Raw genomic sequence first — 22,956 nt, 5'->3', positions numbered from 1 at the left:
TTTACGTTTGTGATCTTGCCTTTGCGGGAAACTCGGTCTTTGTACGAATAGAAAGCGGGACGTGTTCGCCGCTTTGCATCCGATGATTTCCAGCGTGGAGACGCCACGATATGTTCAAATGGTTTTGGCCCGGTGTAACGTGGACCGCAGCGCTGACAGCGCTTGCGCTCTGGTTTGGTGCAGACCGGGTCGAGACGGACATCGCAACACGTACTGGCGAAGCACTCACGCCTTTTATATGGACCGGCTTCGACGTCGATGGTCGTGACGTCACGCTGAAAGGCATAGCGCCCGATCCAGATACGCAATCCGCTGCGCGGGATGCGCTTGAAAAGGTAAGAGGGCTTCGGGAGATCACCGACCTGACGAGTGTTCTGCCGCTCGTTTCACCCTACCAGCTACAGATAAAGAAGAGTGCCGACGGCATAGTCCTGTCTGGTTCAGTACCGGACAACGACGTTAGAGACCGTATCATGACGATGGCCGAAAACGCGGCTCCTGGCATTCCGCTCGATGACGAGATGGCTGTAGGGCGAGGCAGTCCCGCAAACTTTGTTGATTCGGTGGAGTTTGCTTTGCAACTCGTTTCTGACCTGACGAAAGGGGAGATCGAGATGTCCGATCTCAATATCTCGATCAAGGGCGAGACTGCAGACAATGCCGGCTATCGAAAGATACAAGCCCAATTGGACCAGCCGCTGCCCTTTGGCCTGAAATTGGAACGAGCCGAAATTCGCGAACCGTAGATTAAATCGCGGTGAGGCTGAGCAAGTTTGGATCCTCATCCCCCGTTAGTTTTCTGTTCGGAATTGACAGTCCGCCTGTTCGGGCCTTTCCTTTCTCTTTATGAATAGGCATAGCGGATCATATCTTCCGTTTCCGGAACAGAAGGCGGGCCTGACAATGCTTTATCTAGCCGTATCGTTTTGGCCGGTTCTCGTTGCGGCGGTTCTTATCGGTGCGGGCGTGGGCTGGTTGACCGGTCCGAAGTAGTGGCGGCGAATTGGGGCGGGGAAAATTGACGGCGAATATGTTCGTCGGATTTGAGTAATTTGGAGTACGAGGAAACCATATGCCGTTGCTGATTGTTCAACTGGCTGTTCTTGTCGCCATCGCTTTCGTTATAGGCTGTCTTTTGGGCCGGTTCGTGCGGCGCAGAGGTGCGTCGATACCAGACCGTGAGCGCACGATCATTGCAGCGGCGCATGCTACATTGCCTGTCGATCAAAAGCCGGAAGCGGTGACGCAGACCAAAATACCGGAGAAGGTTGCAGAACCCAAGGCTTCGCCCCAGCCGAGCGAACCAGAGAAGCCTCAAATGAAAGCCGTGCCGGACGCGGAAGTCGTCGGAAATTGGCCTTCGCAAACGGAAAAGCCGGATGTGAATACGGAACCGGATCAGGATCCGGGGCGTCCAGAGCTTCTAGATGCTGCACGCCTTGGAAAGCCTGATGATCTCACAGTCGTTAAGGGTATTGGTGGGGCAGTTCAGGGGCTGCTCAACGGGATCGGCGTGTTTCACTACGACCAGATTGCCAGCTGGAACGATGACGAATCACGCTGGATCGAACGGAGTATAGGTTTTCCACGCCGCGTGGAGCGCGAGGATTGGATCGCACAAGCCACGAAACTGGCGAATGCAGCAAATAAAGCCAGCGCAAGGAAATCGGAAAAGCCCGGCAAAACAGCTGCTAAACCAAAATCACGACGGACAAAAAAAGCAGGCGAATAGCCTGCTTTTTCATTTCAGAGCATTTCTACCATCTCAATATAGGCGCGAGATATTTCAGAGCATGTCTCCCAAAAGTGGGAACCGGTTTTGGGATAAAGACATGCGTGAAAACAAAGAGATAGAGCGGTTCTAGCGACTTCGTTTTAACCGGAACCGCTCTAGCGGCGACCGTAAATCAGATCGGTCTGTATATCCGCACTTCCGGTCAGGCGGGCCTTATAGACTTCGTAGTTTTCCATCACGCGCTGAACATAGTTGCGTGTCTCGGAGTAGGGGATACGTTCGATCCAGTCGACGACCTGATCGATAGGCTTGCCACGTGGATCGCCATATTTCTCGACCCATTCGGATGCGCGGCGAGGGCCTGCATTGTAACCGGCGAAGGTAAGAACGTAAGACCCATTGAAACGGTCAAGCTGCTCGCCGAGGAAATGGGCGCCAAGCGTCGCATTATACCCTGCATCCGTCGTGAGGCGTGGCGCGGAGAAGCTCATGCCGTTGCGGGTCGCCACGCTTTTGGCCGTTGCTGGCATAAGTTGCAGCAGACCGCGTGCGCCAGCTTTTGAAACCGCGCCGACGTTGAATTCACTTTCCTGCCGGGCAATAGCATAGGCTAGAGCCTTACCTGATCCGCTTATATTGGCATTGGCGGGAATTGCGCCAAGCGGATGCGAGAGAGCACCAACATCAAGACCTCGCAATGCAGCATTTTTGCCGACGCGCAGCGCCAGATAGTGGTTCTCGTTGCGCTCGGCCATGACCGCCAGCAGAGCCAGTTCGCCGACACTGTCGAGTTCCTGCGAAAGCTGATTGTAGAGCGTCGTTGCGCGACTGCTATAGCCGACCTGTTCCAGCCGCTTGATTGCCTGCACGGCGGGACGGCCCGCAAACCGCGCGCGATCCGCTTCCGTTGGTCTTGGATAGATAAGCTCAGGTGCTTTTTCGCTCAGTTTGGCTGCCGAAAGCTGTCCGTAAAATGTTGTGCCGAAATGGGCGGAGCGGCGATAATAGTCGCGCGCATCGCCACCGCTACCTGCTTCGGCCGACCGTCCGAGCCAATAGAAAGCACGAGACGCCGAAATCGGACGCGAGGAGATTTCTGCGATCTTGGCAAAATGTGGCGCAGCCGTCTTCGGCTGGTTCAGGGCGCGCAGTGCATACCATCCGGCATGGAATTCCGCTTCTGCGGCCATTGTGGGCGATTCGGCGGCGTGGGCCGAAACCAGCTTGTAGGCGAGCTGCGGTTTGCCAAGGTCGAGCAGTTCCCGTGACAGGATGCGGCGTTCGACCCACCAGGCATCCGGATCGACAAGCGCCGACGCCTGACGTGGTGCCTTGAGCATGAGGTCTGTCGCCTCGTTATAGCGTTCGGCGCGACGCAGATAGCGAATCTTCAGGAACTGATAGGCGGCGTTTCCCTGCCACGTGCGGTCGACGTCCGCTATCGCCTTGGCGGCATTCGGAGACTTCTGTGCTACTGCCGCATAAGCGTTGTGAAGCGATTGGGCCTGTGCCGGACCTGCAAGCAGTTTTGCGGACTGCATACGGTCATTATAAAGAGAACGCAGAATACGGCGCTGATGATCTTCGCGCGTCAGAACGTCAGAGAACTCTTTCAGGATCTTTTGCTCGTCATCGGCTGATAAGCGCTGTGTAGCCCACCATGGTGAAAGCAGTTCGCGCGCTTTGCCCGCATTTCCAGTGCTGACATAGGAGCGGGCAAGAAGTATCATGCCGTCTGTAGTCTGCGGGCGCGTATTGCCGAATGTTGCGATTACGGTCGCAGGAGCTGGATTTTCCTTGAACAAGGCCCGTTCAGAGTTACGGCGCAGAACCGATGTCCCCGGCCAGCCGCGCAAATCTGTTGCCGCCGCTGCAATTTCAGCGCTCGGCACACCATCAAGACCGGATGTCGCGATAGCCCACGTCAGAATCTGGCGGTCAAGCGAACCACGAGGCATCCCGTTGCGGAATGCGATAGCACTTGCCGTGTCACGGGAGGAAAGGGCATCAAGCCCGCTTTTCAGCGTTCCACCAATCGCTGCCGGGTTTTCCATGCGGCTGACTGCTGACGTCACGACCGGATCAGGCGTGGCCGGACGCGGTTTCGGTGTCACCAGATTCATCGGCGACTGGTGTGTCGTCGTCGGTGCAAAGGGACGCGCAAGCGGGGTGGGAACGCCGGACGGCAGCGAGGATTGGGCGAGCGAAATCACCGGCTGCAGAGCAACCGCAACAAAGCAACTCGCGAGGAGAGCTTTTCTTTTCAGGGATATCGCTGCGACTTGTTTTGACATTGGCTAACTAGAACAAAGACTTGGTTGATGTGCAATATGTTGTTGAAATCCGGCTTTTCTTAGCCCGGTTTTTGACTGGCTATTTCAATGATGAGGATAGGCTCAAGGAATGAATCTATCCTTACTAAAGCGTTATCGCTTCGGTGTTGCCGCATCTTGGTTGTTTCGGGCCGCCGATGTTTCTAAAGGCAATCGAGCGAATAGCCGGTGGAGCTTGGGGATCGCTTTAAATTTTGTCGCAAAACTGCCGTATTGCCCTTGTTTTGCCTGTATACCCCGCTTGCTCCACTCGTGTGGCAAGACTATTGTGCAACGCCTCAACCCGGTCAGAAGCCCCAGGGTGATCCCAAGCTGATCGGTGGAATGAGGTCCAGTCTTTCTTTTTTCAGGAGTTCACTAATGCTGAAGGGCTCAATTACCGCGCTTGTCACGCCATTCGATTCCGAAGGAGCGTTCGACGAGAAAGCCTTTCGCGCATTTGTAAACTGGCAGATCGAAGAAGGCACCAAAGGGCTCGTCCCAGTCGGCACGACTGGTGAAACACCGACCCTGTCGCATGACGAGCACAAGCGCGTCATTGAGGTTTGCATTGAGGTTGCAGCTGGTCGCGTTCCCGTGATCGCCGGTGCAGGTTCCAACAATACTGTGGAAGCGATCGAACTGGCGCAACATGCCGAAAAGGCTGGCGCTGATGCCGTTCTCGTCGTCACGCCTTACTACAACAAGCCGAACCAGCGTGGTCTTTACGAACATTTTTCGCGTGTGGCCCGCTCCATTTCGATCCCGCTCATCATCTACAATATTCCCGGTCGTTCGATCGTCGACATGACACCGGAAACGATGGGCGCACTCGTTCGCGATCACAAGAACATCGTGGGCGTCAAGGATGCGACTGGCAAGATCGAGCGCGTATCCGAACAACGCGCAACCTGCGGCAAGGATTTCATCCAGCTTTCCGGTGAAGACGCAACGGCTCTTGGTTTCAACGCCCATGGCGGGGTAGGGTGCATTTCGGTGACGTCCAACATTGCGCCGCGTCTTTGCGCCGAATTCCAGGATGCATGTCAGGCCGGCGATTTCTCCAAGGCACTCGAATTGCAGGATCGCCTCATGCCGCTGCACAAGGCACTCTTCATCGAGCCAAACCCGTCAGGCCCGAAATATGCGCTGTCGCGCCTCGGCCGCGTGGAAAATGTCTTGCGCTCGCCGATGGTGACTGTGGAAGCCGCGACGGCAGAGAAGATCGATCAGGCCATGAAGCATGCGGGTCTGGTCAACTGACCCGTCAAGTTTACCGCTTTCGCTGATTTTTACGCTCCCGTAGCTTCGGGAGCGTTTTCATTTCAGGCATTGCACATTATATGGTGCCATCATGAACAAGCCCAAGAATTCTCCTGTGCGCAAAATCATCGCGGAAAACCGCAAGGCGCGCTTCAATTTTGAAATTCTAGATACGCTCGAAGCCGGTCTCGTCCTGACCGGCACCGAGGTCAAGTCGCTGCGCGCCAATCAGTCCAACATAGCGGAGAGCTATGCGAGCTTTGAGAATGGCGAGTTCTGGCTTATCAATTCCTATATTCCGGAATATACGCAGGGCAATCGTTTCAACCACGAGCCGCGGCGCTTGCGCAAACTGCTCATCAGCAAACGCGAAATGTCCCGCCTGTTCAACTCGGTATCACGCGACGGGATGACCGTGGTGCCATTGAAGCTTTACTTCAATGATCGGGGTCGCGCGAAGCTGGAACTGGCGCTGGCGCGAGGCAAGAAGACTCACGACAAGCGCGAGACGGAAAAGAAGCGCGACTGGAATCGTGAAAAGGCTCGCTTGATGCGGGATAAGGGATAAAGATCAGCAAAGTATGAGAGCGCCTCAGGCGCTCTTTTGATTCAGATAGTCGCGTACATTCCGGAATACGGTTCGGAACATGGTATCCGTCAACCGCCCGGTATTGGTGTTATAGCGCGAGCAGTGATAGCTGGAAAAAATGCGCAGGCTGCCAATGTCGCTTGCCCGGTCGTGACCGAAGGGATGTCGCGCAACCGGCGCACCAAGTGCACGAACCGTCGATTGATGCGCAATCGTTCCCAGTGTGACGATTGCCTGCAGATTCCGAAATCGGGTCAGCATCGGCAACAGGAATTGTCGGCAATTGTTGATCTCGGCGCCGATGGGCTTGTTTTCCGGCGGCACGCAGCGCACCGCATTGACGATGCTGGCATCCAGCAGGCGCAAACTGTCGTCAGGACGAGCCTCGAACTTGCCAGTGGCAAAACCGAATTCACACAGTGTGCTGTAGAGCAGATCACCGGCATAGTCGCCGGTGAAGGGGCGTCCGGTTCTATTGGCGCCGCGCAAACCTGGCGCCAGCCCCACAATCAGGAGCCGAACATCGTCATCATGCGCTGGCAGAAACGGTGGAACCGGTGAATTATGCCACGACGGCTCCTTGCGGCGCCATTCCTGCAGGAATGCGTGCAGCCTGGGGCAGATATCACAGTTGGGAGATGGTTCGGAAATCATGCCCCTGCATGAACCGGCTCGACGACGGCGTCAATAGCTGTCGTCGAGATCGTCATCCTGGCGGCGCGGTGCGCGTTCCGACGGATCGCGGCCAATCTCAGCCTTGAGCGAGACCAGATCGATGAAATGATCGGCCTGGCGGCGCAATTCATCGGAAATCATGGCCGGCTGGGTGGTGAGGGTCGAGACAACCGAAACCTTGCGGCCCTTGCGCTGAAGTGCTTCGGCAAGTGAGCGGAAATCGCCGTCGCCTGAGAAAATCACAAAATGGTCGACTGTATCGGTGAGCTGCATGGCATCGACTGTCAGTTCGATGTCCATATTACCCTTCACCTTGCGACGCCCGGTGGAATCCGTGAATTCCTTGGCAGCCTTAGTGACGACCTTGTAGCCGTTATAATCCAGCCAGTCGATCAGCGGGCGGATCGAGGAATATTCCTGATCTTCAACCAATGCCGTATAGTAATATGCACGAAGCAGATAGCCACGCTTCTGAAATGCCTTCAAAAGCTTCCGATAATCAATATCGAACCCCAGAGTTTTCGAGGCGGCGTATAAATTGGCGCCATCAATAAAAAGGGCAATTTTTTCACGAGAATCGAACATCGTGCAATATATCCACTCTACGGCCGGACGGGAGTGGACCGACGACCGCTTATCAGTTTGTTTTCTAAACGGCGGGTGGTATCAAATTTTACCAATGCGTTTATTGCCTTCTAAGGATATATCACAGAAAAACAAGCAACCATGGGTTGTTATTTACCTGCACAAAATTACCTATAAGGGAGTCTTGTCTCAGTAATCCCGTTCTGGCTTACAAAATATTGTGCCGTTTTGACGCGCCGCCGTGTTTTATCGGGTGAATCCATGAAATTGACGTTCTTTTGGCAGATTTCATGAGGTGAGGCACGAGCAATTCCGCTTTTGCTTGTAATTTGGCTCCACAAGCGTTATGTGGGGAAAATCCAATAAAGTTCGAGAAATGAAAGGGACCGCGCATGGCCCGCGTCACTGTTGAGGACTGCGTAGATAAGGTCGAGAACCGTTTTGAACTGGTTCTGCTGGCTGGTCACCGTGCTCGCCAAATTTCCCAGGGTGCACAGATCACCATCGACCGCGACAACGACAAGAATCCTGTTGTTGCGCTGCGCGAAATCGCTGATGAAACCCTGTCGCCAGATGATCTGAAGGAAGATCTCATCCACTCTCTGCAGAAGCATGTGGAAGTCGACGAGCCAGAAGCCGCTGCGCCTGCACAGATTGCTTCTTCTTCGGAAGAAGTTGCAGAAGGCATTGCAGACGCTGCCGAGGAAGATGTGGTTGCTTTCGACCGTATGTCGGAAGAAGAGCTGCTCGCCGGTATCGAAGGCCTCGTCGCACCAGAGAAGAACGACGACTTCTAATCGTCGTTCGAATTATTTCTCTATAGTGCATGCGTCGCGACTTTCCAGTCGCGGCGCATGTTTTTATGCGCCGACGGTTTACACACTGACTGGTCGAGAAGTTTCTGAATGCTTGTTGCCGGTTAGAATGACCAGATGACGAGCGATTTCTGCCGGAAATTAATATTGTCGGCAGAAAATTAAGCCTAAACGTCGAGAACTATTCGATTTTCGGCGATTTTGGGTCACAATGCCCGGTATGTGTGCAGGTACAAGTACCGGTTTCGAAAGGGAGTTCTCGTAGATGATGCGCCAATATGAGCTTGTGGAGCGTGTTCAGCGATACAAGCCTGACGTGAACGAGGCGCTTCTCAACAAGGCATATGTCTATGCCATGCAAAAGCATGGCAGTCAGAAACGTGCTTCCGGCGATCCCTATTTCTCCCATCCGCTCGAAGTCGCTGCGATCCTCACCGATATGCATCTGGATGAAGCGACGATTGCAATCGCGCTCCTGCACGACACGATCGAAGATACGACGGCCACTCGGCAGGAAATCGATCAGCTCTTCGGCCCTGAAATCGGCAAACTCGTTGAAGGGCTGACCAAGCTCAAAAAGCTCGATCTCGTTTCCAAGAAGGCAGTGCAGGCGGAAAACCTGCGCAAACTTCTGCTTGCCATTTCTGAAGATGTCCGCGTGCTTCTGGTGAAGCTGGCTGATCGCCTGCATAATATGCGTACGCTTGGCGTAATGCGGGAAGACAAGCGCCTGCGTATTGCCGAGGAAACGATGGATATCTATGCGCCGCTCGCTGGCCGCATGGGTATGCAGGATATGCGCGAAGAGCTGGAGGAGCTGGCCTTCCGTTATATCAATCCGGATGCATGGCGCGCAGTAACGGATCGTCTGGCCGAGCTTCTTGAGAAAAACCGTGGGCTGCTGCAGAAGATCGAAAAGGATCTTTCCGAGATTTTCGAGAAGCACGGCATCAAAGCCAGTGTGAAGAGCCGCCAGAAAAAGGCGTGGTCGGTTTTCCGCAAGATGGAAACCAAGGGACTGTCATTCGAGCAGCTTTCCGACATTTTCGGTTTTCGTGTCATGGTCGACGCGACGCAGGATTGCTATCGGGCGCTTGGTCTCATTCATACGACGTGGTCTATGGTTCCAGGCCGGTTCAAGGATTATATCTCCACACCCAAACAGAACGATTACCGGTCGATCCATACCACCATCATCGGTCCGTCGCGCCAGCGTATCGAGCTGCAGATTCGCACACGCGAAATGGATGAGATTGCGGAGTTTGGTGTCGCAGCCCACTCGATCTACAAGGATCGTGGCAGCGCCAATAATCCGCACAAAATGTCGACCGAGACCAATGCTTATGCATGGCTGCGCCAGACAATCGAGCAGCTTTCAGAAGGCGATAATCCGGAAGAGTTCCTTGAACACACTAAGCTAGAGCTCTTTCAGGATCAGGTCTTCTGCTTCACGCCCAAGGGCCGCCTCATTGCTCTGCCGCGTGGTGCGACGCCGATCGATTTCGCCTATGCCGTTCACACCGATATCGGTGACAGCTGCGTCGGTGCGAAGGTCAATGGTCGCATCATGCCGTTGATGACCGAACTGAAGAACGGCGATGAGGTCGATATCATCCGTTCCAAGGCGCAGGTTCCCCCTGCGGCATGGGAGTCGCTTGTTGCAACCGGTAAGGCGCGCGCAGCCATTCGCCGCGCGACCCGCTCGGCTGTCCGCAAACAGTATTCGGGGCTTGGCATGCGCATTCTGGAACGCGCATTCGAACGTGCCGGTAAGCCGTTCAGCAAGGATATTCTGAAGCCAGGACTTCCGCGTTTGGCACGCAAGGATGTAGAGGATGTGTTGGCCGCAGTCGGACGCGGAGAGCTACCGTCCACCGATGTGGTCAAGGCGGTCTATCCGGACTATCAGGACACACGCGTCACATCGCAGAATAGTCCGGCGAAGACTGGCGAAAAGGGCTGGTTCAACATCCAGAACGCTGCCGGCATGATCTTCAAGGTGCCTGAGGGCAGTGAGGATGCAGCGAAGACCGATGCGGATGCCGTGGCGAAGCCCGGGAAAAAGGCGCTGCCGATACGCGGCACCAACTCGGATTTGCCGGTGCGCTTTGCCCCGGAGGGGGCCGTGCCAGGAGATCGCATCGTCGGTATCCTGCAGCCCGGCGCCGGTATAACGATCTATCCGATCCAGTCGCCTGCGTTGACAGCCTATGACGATCAGCCGGAACGTTGGATCGACGTGCGCTGGGACATCGATGATCAGATGAGTGAGCGTTTCCCGGCTCGCGTCAGCGTATCGGCCATCAATTCGCCCGGCTCTCTGGCGGAGATCGCGCAGATCGTGGCTGCTAACGACGCGAATATTCACAATCTCTCCATGGTACGCACCGCACCGGATTTCACCGAGATGATTATCGATGTCGAGGTTTGGGACCTCAAGCATCTCAACCGTATCATTTCCCAATTGAAAGAAAGCGCGAGCGTCAGCGGCGCGAAACGCGTGAACGGATAGGACTAAGATGAACACCGAAGATGTGCTTGCCGTCTTCCGCGAAGCGGGAGCGATCCTTGAAGGCCACTTTATTCTTACGTCAGGCCTGCGCAGTCCTGTTTTCCTTCAGAAGGCGCGTGTTTTCATGCATGCCGACAAGACGGAAAAGCTATGCAAAGCGCTTGCAGAGAAAATCCAGGCGGCAGATCTTGGACCTATCGATTATGTGGTTGGTCCGGCAATTGGTGGCTTGATTCCCTCCTACGAAACTTCACGCCATCTGCGTGTTCCGTCGGTCTGGGTAGAGCGCGAGAACGGTGTGTTCCGCCTGCGTCGTTTCGATGTGCCGAAGGGCGCGCGAGTCGTTATCGTGGAAGATATCGTCACGACCGGACTTTCCATACGCGAAACGATCGACTGCATGAAGGACCTCGGCATTGAAGTTGTGGCTGCGGCCTGCATCGTCGACCGCTCGGCGGGCAAGGCGGATGTTGGCACGAGGCTGATTGCTCTCGCCGAATATGAAGTTCCGGCCTATCCTGCGGATAAATTGCCGCCGGAGCTTGCTGCAATTCCGGCTGTGAAGCCCGGTAGCCGCAACATTTAAACAAGTACACCGACGGCTTTTGAAACGCTGCGGGGGACGATACACCCCTGCGGCGAAATTCCGCTTTGCGGGACGCGTTCTAGTTACCTATTTAAGGGGTAACTGCAAAAACGTTCTTCCAGCTTCCACAAACAGGGTTCCATCGTGAGTGTAGCGCCTATCAGATTCGACCCCAGATCGCCTTACCGTGCGCCATGTGGGGTATGCGTGGATTGCGATGTCCGACGAACGGCGGTTTGTGCGGCACTTGACGACGGCGATCTCGGTGCTCTCGAAGCAATCATGACGTCTAAGCGTCTCGATGCCAATGAGCAGTTGGTGGAAGAGGGGGAGCCGAAGCGCCGTGTCTTCAGCCTGACCTCCGGCATGCTGCGAATCTACACGTCGCTTCCGGATGGACGTCGGCAGATTGCAGGTTTCATGTTCCCTGGCGACTATCTCGGTCTGGCTGACGACGAGACGTACTCCCAGTCTGCTGAAGCGGTCGTACCGTCGGTTTTGTGCGCCTTCTCCACCAGAGAGATGGATGATCTGATGGAGCGTTTCCCGAAATTGAAGGAGCGTCTGCACCAGATGACGCGGGCAGCTCTTCGCACGGCGCGCGACCATCAGCTGGTTCTCGGGCGCCTTGCACCGGTGGAAAAGCTTGCGAGCTTTCTGCTGGTGCTGTCCGCGCGGGCTGAAAAGCGCGGCGAGAAGCCGAACCCGGTGCATCTCTCGATGAACCGTACCGATATTGCCGATTATCTCGGCCTAACCATTGAAACTGTCAGCCGGAGCTTCACAAAGCTGAAGACTCAGGGGCTGATCCAGTTGCTTGACGCCAATACGGTTGAGATCCTGTCCCGCCGGTCTTTGGCGGCCGTTGCCGGAATGGACCCGGAAAACCTCTGAATTCAAGCTGCCATCCCTAAAAGCCGGGTGTATTTCCGTTGATTCAAATCAATGCAGCACCCGGCAGAACAGCCTATTCCTGATCATAGAGATTGATGCGATCCGTTGCAGGATTGCACGTTCAAAATGGGGAAAACAGGTGCTGTTGTGGCTGGGAATTGCAATATCGGCTGTCATGCATGCGGGCTTCCTTGCCGCATCATGCCGTCTTGCCCCGCGGAATGTCGCCCCGGTTCTGGTGCGCGCATATCCGGCAGGGCCTCGCCGGAGCGCCCGACGCTTAAGGTGGACGCGCTATGCATGAAGAAGCGATAAGACGCTACGCCGCGTTGGCGGTTCCCAGATACACGTCCTTTCCGACAGCTGCTGATTTCATGCCTGTGGGGGTCGATACGACTCATCGTTGGTTGCGCCAGATCGGGCCGGAAGAAAGCGTCTCCCTTTACATCCATGTGCCTTATTGCCGGCAGCTCTGCCATTATTGCGGTTGTCATGCCAAGATGGCGGTCCGCAACGACGTGGTCGAAAACTTCTGCACTTCTTTGCTCAGCGAAATCGAAACTGTCAGCAAGAGCCTGACAGCACGGCCCAGTGTCGTCCATCTTCATTGGGGCGGTGGTACGCCCTCAATTTTGAACCCGCGTCAGTTTACGAGCATTCTGGCCGCTCTGCGCGTTGCGTTCGATTTTGCGCCTGAGATGGAACACGCCATCGAGCTTGACCCGCGCACGGTTACCCCACAGCTGGTGCAAACGCTTGCGCTCATGGGAGTCAACCGCGCCAGCCTCGGCGTACAGGATGTCGATGCCGAGGTTCAGAAAGCCATCGGTCGCATTCAGCCGATAGAAACGGTTGCTAAGGCTGCAACTCTGCTGCGGGAAGTCGGCATTGATCGCCTCAACTTCGATCTTATCTACGGCCTGCCGTTGCAGACCGTCGAGACATTGCGTGAGACTTGTGAAAAGGTTGCGGTGCTCAAGCCTGACCGTGTTGCCTGCTATGGCTATGCGCATCTTCCGCAGCGGCGCGCCAATCAGCGCCTGATCGATGCAAGCCTTCTGCCCGATGCTGACGAGCGCTTCGCTCAGGCACGTGTGGTGGCGGACAGCTTCATCGGTTTCGGCTACGAGCCGGTGGGGATCGATCACTACGCATTGCCGGATGACAATCTGGCCGTCGCTGCGCGCAATGGAACGCTGCACCGGAATTTCCAGGGCTATACGGATGATCGCTGCCAGACATTGATCGGTCTCGGACCGTCATCGATTTCGCAATTCCCCGGTGGTTATGCCCAGAATATCTCGGACGTGAAGCAATATTCCAAGCGGGTTGAAGCGGGCGACCTTGCAACGGTTCGCGGTTATGCCATGCGCGAAAGTGACCGTATCCGTGCCGGAATCATCACAGCCCTGATGTGCAATTTCCGGGTCGATCTGAATACCACGGCGCCGGGCGTGGAGTTTTCCGACGAGCTGGCCTTGTTGCGGCCTCTGGTGGCTGATGGTCTGGTGGAAGTCCGCAGTGGTGTCATCAGCGCAACAAGCGACGGCAAGCCGCTGATCCGTCTGGTTGCGGCTGCTTTCGATGAATTTCGCAGGGAGACGATGCACGGCTTCAGTTTCGCCGTCTGAACTTGCGTTGGAACAAAGAGATAGAGCGGAAGATGCTCTATCAAGAGAATGCTGCTGCACCGGGCCGTCAAAAGGTCAGTAGCATGGGAGCACCGCCGTTGGGGGACGTGCGGTGCTCCACTATTTTGAGCACAGCCCGAAAGCTTAAATGGCTTTCGGGCTGTGCGCTTTTCATATGGATTAGGCTTGACGGTTCTTTTCCAGCTTAGGCAGGAAAATCGTCAGCAGGCCGAGCAGGGGCAGATACGAGCAGATGTTGTAAACATACTCGATGCCCTTGTTATCGGCCACAATACCGAGGACAGCAGCAGCGATACCGGCCATACCGAAAGCGAAGCCGAAGAACAGGCCCGACACCATGCCGACACGTCCCGGCAGCAATTCCTGTGCGAACACCACGATTGCCGGGAAGGCCGAGGCGAGGATCAGGCCGATGATAACCGTCAGGATCGCCGTCATTTCCAGGTTCGCATAGGGCAGGGCCAGCGTGAACGGCAGGACGCCGAGGATAGATGCCCAGATCACCTTGCGCGCACCGATCTTGTCGCCGATCGGGCCACCTATGATCGTTCCCGCAGCTACCGCACCGAGGAACAGGAACAGAAGCAGCTGCGATGCCTGCACCGTCACGCCGAAATGGCTAATGGTGTAGAAGGTGTAGTAGCTCGTCAGGCTGGCCATGTAGATGTACTTGGTGAAGACCAGCATTGCCAGAACGCCAACGGACACCAGAACCTTGTTGCGTGGAAGCGGAAGGGTCTTGTCGGGCTTCGCCTTGCTGGCATTGGCAATCCGGTAGCGATTATACCAGTTGCTGACATACCAGAGCAGCATCATGCCGATCAGTGCGGCGACGGAGAACCATGACACGCTGATCTGGCCGAAAGGCAGAACGATGAACGCTGCCAGAAGCGGGCCAATCGACGAGCCGAAATTGCCGCCCACCTGAAACAGGGATTGCGCAAAGCCATGACGCCCGCCCGAGGCCAGACGCGCCACGCGAGCTGCTTCCGGATGGAAGACGGACGAGCCGAAACCAACAAAAGCCGCCCCCAGAAGCAAGATCGAATAGTGATGTGCCGTTGCCAGAAAGATCAGCCCGACAAGCGTACAGCCCATTCCGAAAGGCAGGGAATAAGGCATCGGCTTGCGGTCGGTATAGATACCCACGAGCGGCTGCAGGATCGATGCCGTCATCTGGAAAGTGAATGTCAGGAGGCCGATCTGCCAGAATGACAGGCTGTAGTTATCCTTCAGCATCGGATAGATGGCAGGAAGGAGCGACTGCATCATGTCGTTCAGGAAATGGCCCATGCTTGTGGCCAGAATAATAGCGAGGACAGTATTATCCGCGCCGCTGTTTGATGGCTGCTGTGCAGCACTCATGCTCATACTACTTCTCCGAAGATGAAAGCCGGTCTTCAGAGCCTGTTCCGAAAGTCGCCCTGTGTGGCTGCAAATGGCAATTTGTCTGCGTTCCGGTGCTCATGTAGCTTTCTCTGGTGCGTAGTCTTACCCGAAAAGTCTGCAACTTTTCGGGACCATGCTTAGAAGTACATTGCGCTCCGGTACTCGAAGATCACCATTTTCGCACACACATGACGCTTTTTGATCCAGGCTCTCAGGCATATTTCCTGCAGATACCATCCGAAAACAGGAAACAAGACCCTCAAGAAAATTACGGGGTGTTGATGAGGAACCAACGAAAATTCATGAATTTGACGTCTGAACCGGTACTTGTCCGATTCAAACGTCAAATTCATTCCGCCAGCGAATGTCGCGACCCATTCTCAGCAAGCCATTAATAGGACTATTGCCTCTCGCCCGCTTTCGTGATTTGGTCCAGTAGTTTCGAGAGTGGGCCAAACGCAGGGCAGAACTGCAATGAAACCAAAGTCTCCGCCGGGGCTTTTACTGCCGGGAAGCGAGGAGCTGCAGAAGTTCCACGAGCAGCGTATTGCCATGCTGGAGGGCATGAGCGGGCCAGTGATTGCCTTGCCGACACGCTATCCCGACGGCTATTTTGTGCCGCGCCACCGCCATAGCCGGGCACAACTTCTCTGCGCCTCACAAGGAGTGGTGCTGGTGACGACGGATGCTGGACGCTGGATGATTCCCAGTGACCACGCCATGTGGATACCGGCAGGTGTGGAGCACTCGGTTGAAATCCTCGGCGAAGTCTTTATGCGATCGATTTACATCTGCGTCGATGCCGTCTCGGGCGTACCGGATTATCTCCACGTGGTCGGGCTTACCGATCTCATGCGGTGCGTGCCTCATAACGGATGCAACGACGCAGGACAGCACGCCGGAACCGGATAGTCGCGATGCTCTGGTAATCGAACTGATCCTGCGGGACCTTCACACATTGCCGCAACGCTCGCTGGGCCTGCCTTTTCCATCGGATCCGCGCTTGCAGAAACTGTGTCGTGAATTCGTGAAAAAGCCTTCTTCGCGCGCCACAATTGATGACTGGGCGGACAGGATGGCGATGAGCCGGCGCTCGTTCACCCGGCATTTCCAACGGGAGACTGGCGTAAGCCTTTCAGTCTGGCGCCAGCAGGCCTGTCTTTTTGCGGCAGTTCCCCGCCTGGCAGAAGGGGAGGCGGTGACGAGCGTGGCACTGGATCTGGGTTATGACAGCGTTTCCGCTTTCACGACGATGTTCCGCAGGATGCTCGGTGTTTCGCCGCGGTTTTATTTGCCTCGACTGGACACTGTTCCGTTTGAGCGCAGCGACAACGCCGCAGTTTTGGCCGAATAATAACAATTGTCTCCGCGATGGGAGAGCATTAATAGAAGCGCATGCTGTTTCAACGCCGTAATCCTCCGACCAGAAAAGAGCGCTTAAGGCTTCTGGTCTGGCCGCGCCGCTCCTTCTCCCGTTCCTTCCGGTACGGTGGAAAGCGGATTCTGCGCATCACTGCCTCGCCTCATGCTGTCGCAGCCGGTCTGGCCGTGGGCGTGTTTTCGGCGTTCACGCCTTTCTTTGGCTTCCATCTCATCATCGCAATCGTGCTGGCCTATTTCCTTGCCGGAAATATTGCCGCCGCGGCACTTGGCACGACGCTTGCCAATCCGCTGACCCTGCCATTCATCTGGGGCAGCACATTCGAGCTGGGCCGCTTCATCATGAATGGAAGCATCGACGATGCTCCGCCAGTTCATCTCGGGCGGGCACTGGAAACCATGCATTTCGATGAAATCTGGACGCCGCTTTTGAAGCCGATGCTATTCGGCTCAACGATTCTGGGCGCAGCATTCGCTGTCGTGGTCTATTTCGTTACCCGGTTTGCCGTTTCGGCCTTCCGCCGTCGCCGTATCGAACGCCTTGCCGAAAAACATCGCCTGCACCGCGAACAGGAGCTTCAGAAAGTATGATCGTCGGTATAGGCAGCGATCTCATCGATATTCGTCGTGTCGAAAGCGCGCTGGAACGACACGGCGATCGCTTTCGCAACAGGGTTTTTACCGAGGTCGAGCAGAAAAAATCGGACGGGCGCAAGCAGCGTGCTGCATCTTATGCAAAGCGCTTTGCGGCGAAGGAAGCCTGTGCGAAGGCGCTTGGAACTGGCATAGCTCAGGGCGTTTTCTGGCGGGACATGGGCGTGGTCAATGCCCCTTCCGGAAAGCCCACCATGCATTTGACCGGTGGTGCCGCAAAGCAGCTGCAGAAACTCTTGCCCGCCGGAACACGCCCCGCCATACATCTGACAATTACCGATGATTTTCCTCTCGCGCAGGCGTTCGTGATCATCGAAGCCCTGCCTGAGTGTCTGAATCAAAATGCGTCAGGCCGCAGCGAGAATGGTGATTTTCGAGAACCGGAGCGCAGTGTACTTAAAGGTACATGAGCACCGGAAGCGCAGAAAAATGCCATTTGCAGCAAGGCATAGCGACTTTTGGATCAGGCACAGAGACGAAATAGTTGTGGTTGTGACAGGTAAACTCCTGCTCATAATCGTGCGATAAACCGGCGTTCTGCCGGTGGCCTGATTGCGTCATGCATTCATAGTCGTTATTAGATCGCGTTATCGGAAGCGGAGATACAATGAGCGTGTCCAGCAAGAGTGAGACAAAAAAATCCGGCGGCCTTGGCGAAACCATCAGCGTTATCGTGCAGGCGCTGCTGCTGGCACTGGTCATCCGCACCCTTCTTTTCCAGCCTTTCAGCATACCGTCGGGCTCCATGCGCCCCACGCTTCTCGAAGGCGATTATCTGTTTGTTTCGAAATATGCCTATGGCTATTCGCGCTATTCACTGCCGTTCGGACTGGATTTGTTTTCAGGTCGCATCTGGAGTGCCGAACCGAAGCGTGGTGACGTGGTGGTGTTCAAGCTGCCGAGCGATCCTTCCGTCGACTACATCAAGCGCGTGATCGGCCTGCCGGGTGATCGTGTGCAGATGCGCGGTGGTGTGCTCTATATCAATGATCAGGCGGTCAAGCGCGATCGCATCGGCACGATCAACAATCCCGATGTCACCGAACAGAACCGCCCCGTCGAAGTCTATCGTGAAACCTTGCCGGACGGCGTGACCTACGACACGCTTGATCTGTCGCCAAACTCCATCGGTGACGATACGCGTGTTTTCGAGGTTCCGGCCGGTCATTACTTCATGATGGGCGACAATCGTGACAACTCGCTCGATAGCCGTTTCGGCGTTGGCTATGTTCCGTTTGAGAATCTTGTCGGGCGCGCAAACATCATCTTCTTCTCCATTGCCGACAAGGCGAGCCCGCTGGAAATCTGGAAATGGCCGACTGATGTTCGCTTTGGCCGACTGTTCAGTTCAGTCAATGCCGCGCCGCATACAGCTGTAACCGGAAACTGAAATGGCTTCGGCAAATCAGGCAGCAGCAATCCTGGAGGAGCGCACCGGACACCGTTTTCTCAATTTGAAACGGCTGGATCGTGCGCTCACCCACTCAAGTGTGCAGGCGCCATCGCGCGCAAATTATGAACGTCTCGAATTTCTCGGTGACCGCGTTCTGGGACTGACCGTCGCGGAAATGCTGTTCGATGAGTTTCCGGACGCATCCGAAGGTGAACTGTCGGTTCGCCTCAATGCGCTGGTGAACGCAGAAACCTGTGCGGCGATTGCCGATGAGATCGGTCTCGCTAACCTCATCCATACCGGTTCCGATATCAAGTCGCTGAATGACAAGCGTCTTTTGAATGTCCGCGCCGATGTTGTCGAAGCACTGATCGCCACGATCTATCTCGATGGCGGACTGGAGGCCGTGCGGCCTTTCGTCAAGCGCTACTGGGAGAAGCGGTCTCTGCAAACGGGCGCTGCCCGCCGTGACGCCAAGACGGAATTGCAGGAATGGGCACACCAGCAGGGCAACGTCCATCCTTCATACGCCATCATAAGCCGCACCGGTCCGGACCATGATCCGCTGTTTGCGGTGGAGGTTACGGTCAAGGGCTTTGCCACGGAAACGGGTGAGGGGCGTTCCAAAAGAATAGCCGAACAGAATGCGGCGGAAGCGATGCTTTATCGCGAAGGCGTCTGGAAGCGCGACGATTCCGCTTGATGCAAGAGTTGGCGTTTTTTAAGTCGAGATCGGTTATAATCAATCAATTACGATGTGTCGCTTTCGTCGGCGGTTTTGTCGTATCCGGAATGCCGTACGCAGGGGACGGCGGCGTTCTGCAAGGAAATATCGTCTGGAAGGATAAAAAATGAACAATCGGACGACGCCGGCTGACGGCGAAAACGAGGCAGGCCAGACCCGGTCCGGCTTCGTGGCGTTGATCGGGGCGCCGAATGCGGGGAAATCCACGCTGGTCAACCAGCTTGTGGGAACGAAGGTTTCTATCGTCACGCACAAGGTGCAGACGACACGCGCTCTTGTGCGCGGCATATTCATTGAAGATCAGGCGCAGATCGTCCTGGTGGACACACCTGGTATTTTCCGGCCGAAGCGCAGGCTCGACCGTGCCATGGTCACCACGGCCTGGGGCGGTGCGAAAGATGCCGACATCATTCTCGTTCTTCTCGATTCGCAAGGCGGTTTGAACGAGAACGCCGAAGCGCTGCTTTCAAGCATGAAGGACGTGCGCCAGAAGAAAGTTCTGGTGCTCAACAAGGTTGATCGTGTCGATCCGCCGGTTTTGCTGGACCTTGCCCGCAAGGCCAACGAGCTGGTCGCATTCGACCAGACCTTCATGATCTCGGCGCTGAACGGATCGGGCTGCAAGGATCTTGCGAAATATCTCGCAGAGAACGTGCCGAACGGTCCTTGGTATTATCCGGAAGATCAGATTTCCGACATGCCGATGCGGCAGCTTGCAGCCGAAATCACGCGCGAAAAGCTCTATCTGCGCCTGCATGAAGAACTGCCTTACTCGTCGACGGTGGAAACCGAACGCTGGGAAGAGCGCAAGGATGGATCAGTCCGCATCGAGCAGGTGATCTATGTCGAGCGCGAAAGCCAGAAGAAGATCGTGCTTGGCCACAAGGGTGAGACGATCAAGGCAATCGGGCAATCCGCGCGCAAGGAAATCTCCGAGATATTGGAACAGACGGTTCATCTCTTCCTTTTCGTGAAAGTGCGTGAGAACTGGGGCAACGACCCGGAACGCTATCGTGAAATGGGTCTTGATTTTCCAACCTAAATTATAAGACTGGCGGCCATGGAATGGCGCGATGAAGGCATAATTCTCGGGACACGACGCCATGGCGAGACAAGCGCCATCGTGGAAGTGATGACCCGTGAGCATGGCCGCCATATGGGTATGGTGCGCGGCGGGCGTTCCCGCCGCATGCAGCCTTTGCTACAGCCGGGCAATCATGTGGACGTGACATGGTGGGCGCGGCTGGACGAGCATATGGGCAGTTTTACCATCGAACCGCTGGAATTTGCCGCCGCCCGCCTCATCGAAACGCCAGTGGCGTTATACGGTATCCAACTGGCGGCTTCCCATTTGCGTCTCCTGCCGGAACGCGATCCGCATCGCGGCCTCTATGAGACATTGCGGCTCATCATCGAACATTTTGACGATCCGTTGGCCTCTGGCGAACTGGTGCTGCGTTTCGAAGTGATGATGCTTGAAGAGCTGGGCTTCGGCCTTGATCTCAAGAAATGCGCGGCAACAGGCGTCAAGGAAGACCTGATCTATGTGTCGCCGAAATCCGGGCGCGCGGTCTGCCGTGATGCCGGGGCGCCTTGGGCCGACAAGCTGCTGCTGCTGCCCGGCTTCGTCAACAATACTGCTGTTCGCGCGTCGTCCTATGACGACATCGATCATGCCTTCACGATGACCGGCTATTTTCTGATGCGGCATGTCTGGGAGCCGCGTGCTGTAACACCGCCTGATGCGCGCGGCGGGTTTTTGAATGCTCTCGGGCGAGCGATCAATGTCTCGCAGGCAAGCTGAAAACCTCACCTTCGAAGGCATCCGCTCCGCGTCCGATTGCGCGTATGGCCGCAGTCATTCGTCCGTTTCGCCCCAGAACTTCGTCTGCGAGCGATATGAGCCGGATATTCGGCGTCGCAGATGGTGACAGGCTGCGAACAAGCGCGGCAAGCTCGCTTTCATCCAGCGCCGGGTTTAAAGCCGAAGCGATGATATAAGCCGCGGCCGTAGAACGAGAAATGCCAGCATAACAATGGATGAGCAAAGGCGCATCCATGGACCAGCTCTTCGCGAAGTTCAGAAGTCCCCGCACATGGGTTTCATCGGGGGCGACCAACCCCTCGCGCAATTCGATAATATCGTTGAATGTCAGCGACAGACGGACGGCATCGTAGCCATCAGGCAGAGCCGCCGGGGCCTCGCTTCCAAGCGTCACGACATGGCTGGGCTGGTGCGATGCGAGTTGTGTTGCCAGTTGCGACAAGGGCGTCACGACGATCCGGCTCATCGGGGGTGTCGTGCCTTGTCCAATGCCGCAAATCGCGCCAGGAAATCCATCTGCACGTCTTGTGTGGGGCGCGGTGCGATATCCAGCCCTGCGGGGTCGAAGCCACGCGGGCGCCCGAAATATTTAACGGCCTCGGTCTCGGTGAAACCGGCAAGTCGCGTGGCTTCAAAGAAAGCGGCAACCTGATCCGCGCGCTTGATCAGCGTCTTGAGCTGCGCAGGCACAGTTACCGGCAGCGAGAAGCGCAGGTGAATTGCGTTTTCCAGCCGCGTTTCGATTATCTTGTAATTGCCACCCATCACCGCCTTGAAGGGCGAGATCATGTCACCGATCACATATTCCGGTGCGTCGTGCAGGAGTGACAATAGCTGCCATTCAACGCTGGCATCGGGCACCAGCCGGTTGAATATCTGATCCACGAGCAGCGAATGCTGTGCGACCGAAAAAGCATGCTCACCAACAGTCTGACCGTTCCAGCGCGCAACACGGGCAAGGCCGTGAGCAATATCTTCGATTTCAATATCGAGCGGCGAGGGGTCAAGCAGGTCGAGACGGCGTCCCGACAACATGCGTTGCCAGGCACGTGTCTTGCCGGAAGATCGGTCGGCGCTTGCCATCAGGCGTTACCCGCTTCAGCTTCCGGAAACCCGAACCGCACGTGAGGCGGCAAGGTGAGTGTTATGGGCGTTTCGCCAGCCAGAATCGGACTACCCGCATCTATCGCATCCTTGGCGCGATCGATGCGCACAAGCGCGATGCCGATAGTGTCAGCGGAGCTTCCTGTCGTGCCGATCTCGCGCCCATCAACGGTAATAGGCGTACCCATCGGAGGCAGATTTCCATCGGAGTGTGCCACCAGAACGCGCCGCCGAGCCGTACCGCGATGCTGCATGCGCGACACGACTTCCTGCCCGATGAAACAGCCTTTCGGGAAGGAAACGCCGCCGGTCTGGTCGAAATTGACGTCATGCGGGAATACGTCATTATAAGCGAAATCCGTTTCGCCTTCCGCTATGCCATACTCTGCGCGCAGCTTTGTCCATGCGCTTTCATCGGTCGTGCCATCGGCCGGACCGTAAATCCGGTGTACGTTCAGCTCGGTCGGAAAGCGGCTGTCCCGCTTGATTGAATCATTCTGTGAAGGATGTGATTCTGTTTGCCAGGAAACACTGACAAGCGATTCTGGTAGTTGCGTTATTTCGGCTTTTGCGCGCAGCCTGTAGAGGGTGATACGCTTGATAAAATCAGCGGCAATGCTTGCGGGGAGATCGAAACGCAAGCCGCCATCAATGCGTGAGATGAGAAAGTCGAACAGGATCTTTCCTTGCGGAGCGAGCAATGCTCCCGGTTTCAAATCGTCCGGTCCAAGCTTGTCGAGATCGGTTGTAATCACGGCCTGCAGGAATTTTTCCGCGTCGTCGCCCGTGATGTGAACCAAAGCCCTGTTTGAAAGATTTACCGTTTCAACTGCCGTCGTCATCGCTTC

General features: G+C 55.9%; 21 protein-coding genes and 2 pseudogenes. 16 read left to right on the top strand and 7 right to left on the bottom strand.

Annotation, left to right across the window (positions count from 1 at the left end; all coding sequences use genetic code 11):
• Nucleotides 1–110 precede the first annotated feature (110 nt).
• The gene (locus tag FIB18_RS06040) at nt 111–746 is read left to right on the top strand and encodes a BON domain-containing protein (protein ID WP_140019853.1); all 636 of its coding nucleotides are present in this window, start codon (nt 111–113) and stop codon (nt 744–746) included.
• A gap of 326 nt (nt 747–1,072) precedes the next feature.
• Nucleotides 1,073–1,732, top strand: a complete 660-nt coding sequence (locus FIB18_RS06035) for a 50S ribosomal protein L21 (RefSeq protein WP_012092421.1) — start codon at nt 1,073–1,075, stop codon at nt 1,730–1,732.
• Nucleotides 1,733–1,890: 158 nt separating this feature from the next.
• On the opposite strand, the gene FIB18_RS06030 is transcribed toward FIB18_RS06035, so the two are convergent.
• Nucleotides 1,891–4,029: a lytic transglycosylase domain-containing protein gene (locus FIB18_RS06030; protein ID WP_174977391.1), complete on the bottom strand. Its 2,139-nt coding sequence runs from the start codon at nt 4,027–4,029 to the stop codon at nt 1,891–1,893.
• A gap of 399 nt (nt 4,030–4,428) precedes the next feature.
• Between FIB18_RS06030 and dapA the strand changes: the two genes are divergently transcribed.
• Both dapA and smpB read left to right on the top strand, forming a co-directional pair.
• The gene (gene dapA, locus FIB18_RS06025; protein WP_140019852.1) at nt 4,429–5,310 is read left to right on the top strand and encodes a 4-hydroxy-tetrahydrodipicolinate synthase; all 882 of its coding nucleotides are present in this window, start codon (nt 4,429–4,431) and stop codon (nt 5,308–5,310) included.
• Nucleotides 5,311–5,401: 91 nt separating this feature from the next.
• On the top strand, nt 5,402–5,878 hold the full coding sequence (gene smpB / locus FIB18_RS06020; RefSeq protein WP_010661627.1) for an SsrA-binding protein SmpB: 477 nt from the start codon (nt 5,402–5,404) through the stop codon (nt 5,876–5,878).
• Between the two features lie 24 nt (nt 5,879–5,902).
• Here smpB and FIB18_RS06015 read toward each other — a convergent pair whose 3' ends face one another.
• On the bottom strand, nt 5,903–6,553 hold the full coding sequence (locus FIB18_RS06015; protein WP_010661628.1) for a uracil-DNA glycosylase: 651 nt from the start codon (nt 6,551–6,553) through the stop codon (nt 5,903–5,905).
• Nucleotides 6,554–6,583: 30 nt separating this feature from the next.
• Complete coding sequence (locus tag FIB18_RS06010; RefSeq protein WP_012092419.1) at nt 6,584–7,159, bottom strand: LabA-like NYN domain-containing protein; 576 nt, start codon at nt 7,157–7,159, stop codon at nt 6,584–6,586.
• A gap of 392 nt (nt 7,160–7,551) precedes the next feature.
• Between FIB18_RS06010 and rpoZ the strand changes: the two genes are divergently transcribed.
• From rpoZ to hemN, 5 genes are all read left to right on the top strand, one after another.
• Entirely contained in the window at nt 7,552–7,956 is a 405-nt protein-coding gene (gene rpoZ / locus FIB18_RS06005; RefSeq protein WP_010661630.1) for a DNA-directed RNA polymerase subunit omega, read from the top strand.
• Nucleotides 7,957–8,239: 283 nt separating this feature from the next.
• The gene (locus FIB18_RS06000) at nt 8,240–10,486 is read left to right on the top strand and encodes a RelA/SpoT family protein (protein ID WP_140019851.1); all 2,247 of its coding nucleotides are present in this window, start codon (nt 8,240–8,242) and stop codon (nt 10,484–10,486) included.
• A 7-nt stretch (nt 10,487–10,493) separates the two neighbouring features.
• Nucleotides 10,494–11,072, top strand: coding sequence for an orotate phosphoribosyltransferase (gene pyrE / locus FIB18_RS05995; RefSeq protein ID WP_036585798.1), 579 nt, complete (start codon nt 10,494–10,496; stop codon nt 11,070–11,072).
• A 144-nt stretch (nt 11,073–11,216) separates the two neighbouring features.
• The gene (locus FIB18_RS05990; protein WP_140019850.1) at nt 11,217–11,966 is read left to right on the top strand and encodes a helix-turn-helix domain-containing protein; all 750 of its coding nucleotides are present in this window, start codon (nt 11,217–11,219) and stop codon (nt 11,964–11,966) included.
• Nucleotides 11,967–12,262: 296 nt separating this feature from the next.
• Entirely contained in the window at nt 12,263–13,597 is a 1,335-nt protein-coding gene (gene hemN, locus FIB18_RS05985; protein WP_036585796.1) for an oxygen-independent coproporphyrinogen III oxidase, read from the top strand.
• A 180-nt stretch (nt 13,598–13,777) separates the two neighbouring features.
• Here the strand turns inward: hemN and FIB18_RS05980 are convergent, their stop codons facing one another.
• Nucleotides 13,778–14,989, bottom strand: a complete 1,212-nt coding sequence (locus tag FIB18_RS05980) for an MFS transporter (protein ID WP_140019849.1) — start codon at nt 14,987–14,989, stop codon at nt 13,778–13,780.
• Between the two features lie 522 nt (nt 14,990–15,511).
• Here FIB18_RS05980 and FIB18_RS05975 point away from each other — a divergent pair.
• The 7 genes and pseudogenes from FIB18_RS05975 to recO all read left to right on the top strand — a co-directional run bounded on the left by FIB18_RS05975 (nt 15,512) and on the right by recO (nt 20,983).
• A pseudogene (locus tag FIB18_RS05975) lies at nt 15,512–16,361 on the top strand (AraC family transcriptional regulator).
• A 41-nt stretch (nt 16,362–16,402) separates the two neighbouring features.
• The gene (gene bspA / locus FIB18_RS05970; protein ID WP_029925252.1) at nt 16,403–16,978 is read left to right on the top strand and encodes a type IV secretion system effector BspA; all 576 of its coding nucleotides are present in this window, start codon (nt 16,403–16,405) and stop codon (nt 16,976–16,978) included.
• Nucleotides 16,975–17,367 (top strand): annotated as a pseudogene (gene acpS / locus FIB18_RS05965) (holo-ACP synthase); the annotation flags it as partial. The gene bspA and the pseudogene acpS, both read left to right, overlap by 4 nt.
• A gap of 281 nt (nt 17,368–17,648) precedes the next feature.
• Entirely contained in the window at nt 17,649–18,431 is a 783-nt protein-coding gene (lepB, locus tag FIB18_RS05960; RefSeq protein WP_010661640.1) for a signal peptidase I, read from the top strand.
• A gap of 1 nt (nt 18,432) precedes the next feature.
• Complete coding sequence (gene rnc, locus FIB18_RS05955; protein ID WP_010661641.1) at nt 18,433–19,137, top strand: ribonuclease III; 705 nt, start codon at nt 18,433–18,435, stop codon at nt 19,135–19,137.
• A gap of 148 nt (nt 19,138–19,285) precedes the next feature.
• On the top strand, nt 19,286–20,221 hold the full coding sequence (era, locus tag FIB18_RS05950) for a GTPase Era (protein ID WP_010661642.1): 936 nt from the start codon (nt 19,286–19,288) through the stop codon (nt 20,219–20,221).
• 18 nt (nt 20,222–20,239) lie between these two features.
• Nucleotides 20,240–20,983 (top strand): DNA repair protein RecO, encoded by a 744-nt coding sequence (recO, locus tag FIB18_RS05945; protein WP_010661643.1) that lies wholly within the window; start codon nt 20,240–20,242, stop codon nt 20,981–20,983.
• On the opposite strand, the gene FIB18_RS05940 is transcribed toward recO, so the two are convergent.
• The 3 genes from FIB18_RS05940 to ygfZ are packed head-to-tail and all read right to left on the bottom strand — an operon-like array spanning nt 20,961 to nt 22,950.
• Entirely contained in the window at nt 20,961–21,470 is a 510-nt protein-coding gene (locus FIB18_RS05940; protein ID WP_010661644.1) for a tyrosine phosphatase family protein, read from the bottom strand. The genes recO and FIB18_RS05940 overlap by 23 nt on opposite strands.
• Nucleotides 21,467–22,087 carry a YfbR-like 5'-deoxynucleotidase gene (locus tag FIB18_RS05935; protein WP_029925250.1) on the bottom strand — a complete coding sequence of 207 codons (621 nt, stop codon included), beginning with the start codon at nt 22,085–22,087 and terminating at the stop codon, nt 21,467–21,469. The genes FIB18_RS05940 and FIB18_RS05935 overlap by 4 nt, the downstream gene beginning before the upstream one ends.
• Nucleotides 22,087–22,950: a CAF17-like 4Fe-4S cluster assembly/insertion protein YgfZ gene (ygfZ, locus tag FIB18_RS05930; protein WP_235894837.1), complete on the bottom strand. Its 864-nt coding sequence runs from the start codon at nt 22,948–22,950 to the stop codon at nt 22,087–22,089. Before ygfZ ends, FIB18_RS05935 begins: the two co-directional genes overlap by 1 nt.
• Nucleotides 22,951–22,956: the final 6 nt, after the last annotated feature.

This window comes from Brucella pecoris, assembly GCF_006376675.1.
In the GTDB taxonomy this organism is placed as follows: domain Bacteria; phylum Pseudomonadota; class Alphaproteobacteria; order Rhizobiales; family Rhizobiaceae; genus Brucella; species Brucella pecoris.
Note: the sequence above shows the minus strand (reverse complement) of the source record. Positions and strands in the feature narration are given on the sequence as shown.

Coding starts and splice junctions, on each gene's coding strand:
- FIB18_RS06040 (WP_140019853.1), top strand. CDS start 111: ATGTTCAAATGGTTTTGGCCCGGTGTAACGTGGACCGCAGCGCTGACA.
- FIB18_RS06035 (WP_012092421.1), top strand. CDS start 1,073: ATGCCGTTGCTGATTGTTCAACTGGCTGTTCTTGTCGCCATCGCTTTC.
- FIB18_RS06030 (WP_174977391.1), bottom strand. CDS start 4,029: ATGTCAAAACAAGTCGCAGCGATATCCCTGAAAAGAAAAGCTCTCCTC.
- dapA (WP_140019852.1), top strand. CDS start 4,429: ATGCTGAAGGGCTCAATTACCGCGCTTGTCACGCCATTCGATTCCGAA.
- smpB (WP_010661627.1), top strand. CDS start 5,402: ATGAACAAGCCCAAGAATTCTCCTGTGCGCAAAATCATCGCGGAAAAC.
- FIB18_RS06015 (WP_010661628.1), bottom strand. CDS start 6,553: ATGATTTCCGAACCATCTCCCAACTGTGATATCTGCCCCAGGCTGCAC.
- FIB18_RS06010 (WP_012092419.1), bottom strand. CDS start 7,159: ATGTTCGATTCTCGTGAAAAAATTGCCCTTTTTATTGATGGCGCCAAT.
- rpoZ (WP_010661630.1), top strand. CDS start 7,552: ATGGCCCGCGTCACTGTTGAGGACTGCGTAGATAAGGTCGAGAACCGT.
- FIB18_RS06000 (WP_140019851.1), top strand. CDS start 8,240: ATGATGCGCCAATATGAGCTTGTGGAGCGTGTTCAGCGATACAAGCCT.
- pyrE (WP_036585798.1), top strand. CDS start 10,494: ATGAACACCGAAGATGTGCTTGCCGTCTTCCGCGAAGCGGGAGCGATC.
- hemN (WP_036585796.1), top strand. CDS start 12,263: ATGCATGAAGAAGCGATAAGACGCTACGCCGCGTTGGCGGTTCCCAGA.
- FIB18_RS05980 (WP_140019849.1), bottom strand. CDS start 14,989: ATGAGCATGAGTGCTGCACAGCAGCCATCAAACAGCGGCGCGGATAAT.
- bspA (WP_029925252.1), top strand. CDS start 16,403: ATGCTGTTTCAACGCCGTAATCCTCCGACCAGAAAAGAGCGCTTAAGG.
- lepB (WP_010661640.1), top strand. CDS start 17,649: ATGAGCGTGTCCAGCAAGAGTGAGACAAAAAAATCCGGCGGCCTTGGC.
- rnc (WP_010661641.1), top strand. CDS start 18,433: ATGGCTTCGGCAAATCAGGCAGCAGCAATCCTGGAGGAGCGCACCGGA.
- era (WP_010661642.1), top strand. CDS start 19,286: ATGAACAATCGGACGACGCCGGCTGACGGCGAAAACGAGGCAGGCCAG.
- recO (WP_010661643.1), top strand. CDS start 20,240: ATGGAATGGCGCGATGAAGGCATAATTCTCGGGACACGACGCCATGGC.
- FIB18_RS05940 (WP_010661644.1), bottom strand. CDS start 21,470: ATGAGCCGGATCGTCGTGACGCCCTTGTCGCAACTGGCAACACAACTC.
- FIB18_RS05935 (WP_029925250.1), bottom strand. CDS start 22,087: ATGGCAAGCGCCGACCGATCTTCCGGCAAGACACGTGCCTGGCAACGC.
- ygfZ (WP_235894837.1), bottom strand. CDS start 22,950: ATGACGACGGCAGTTGAAACGGTAAATCTTTCAAACAGGGCTTTGGTT.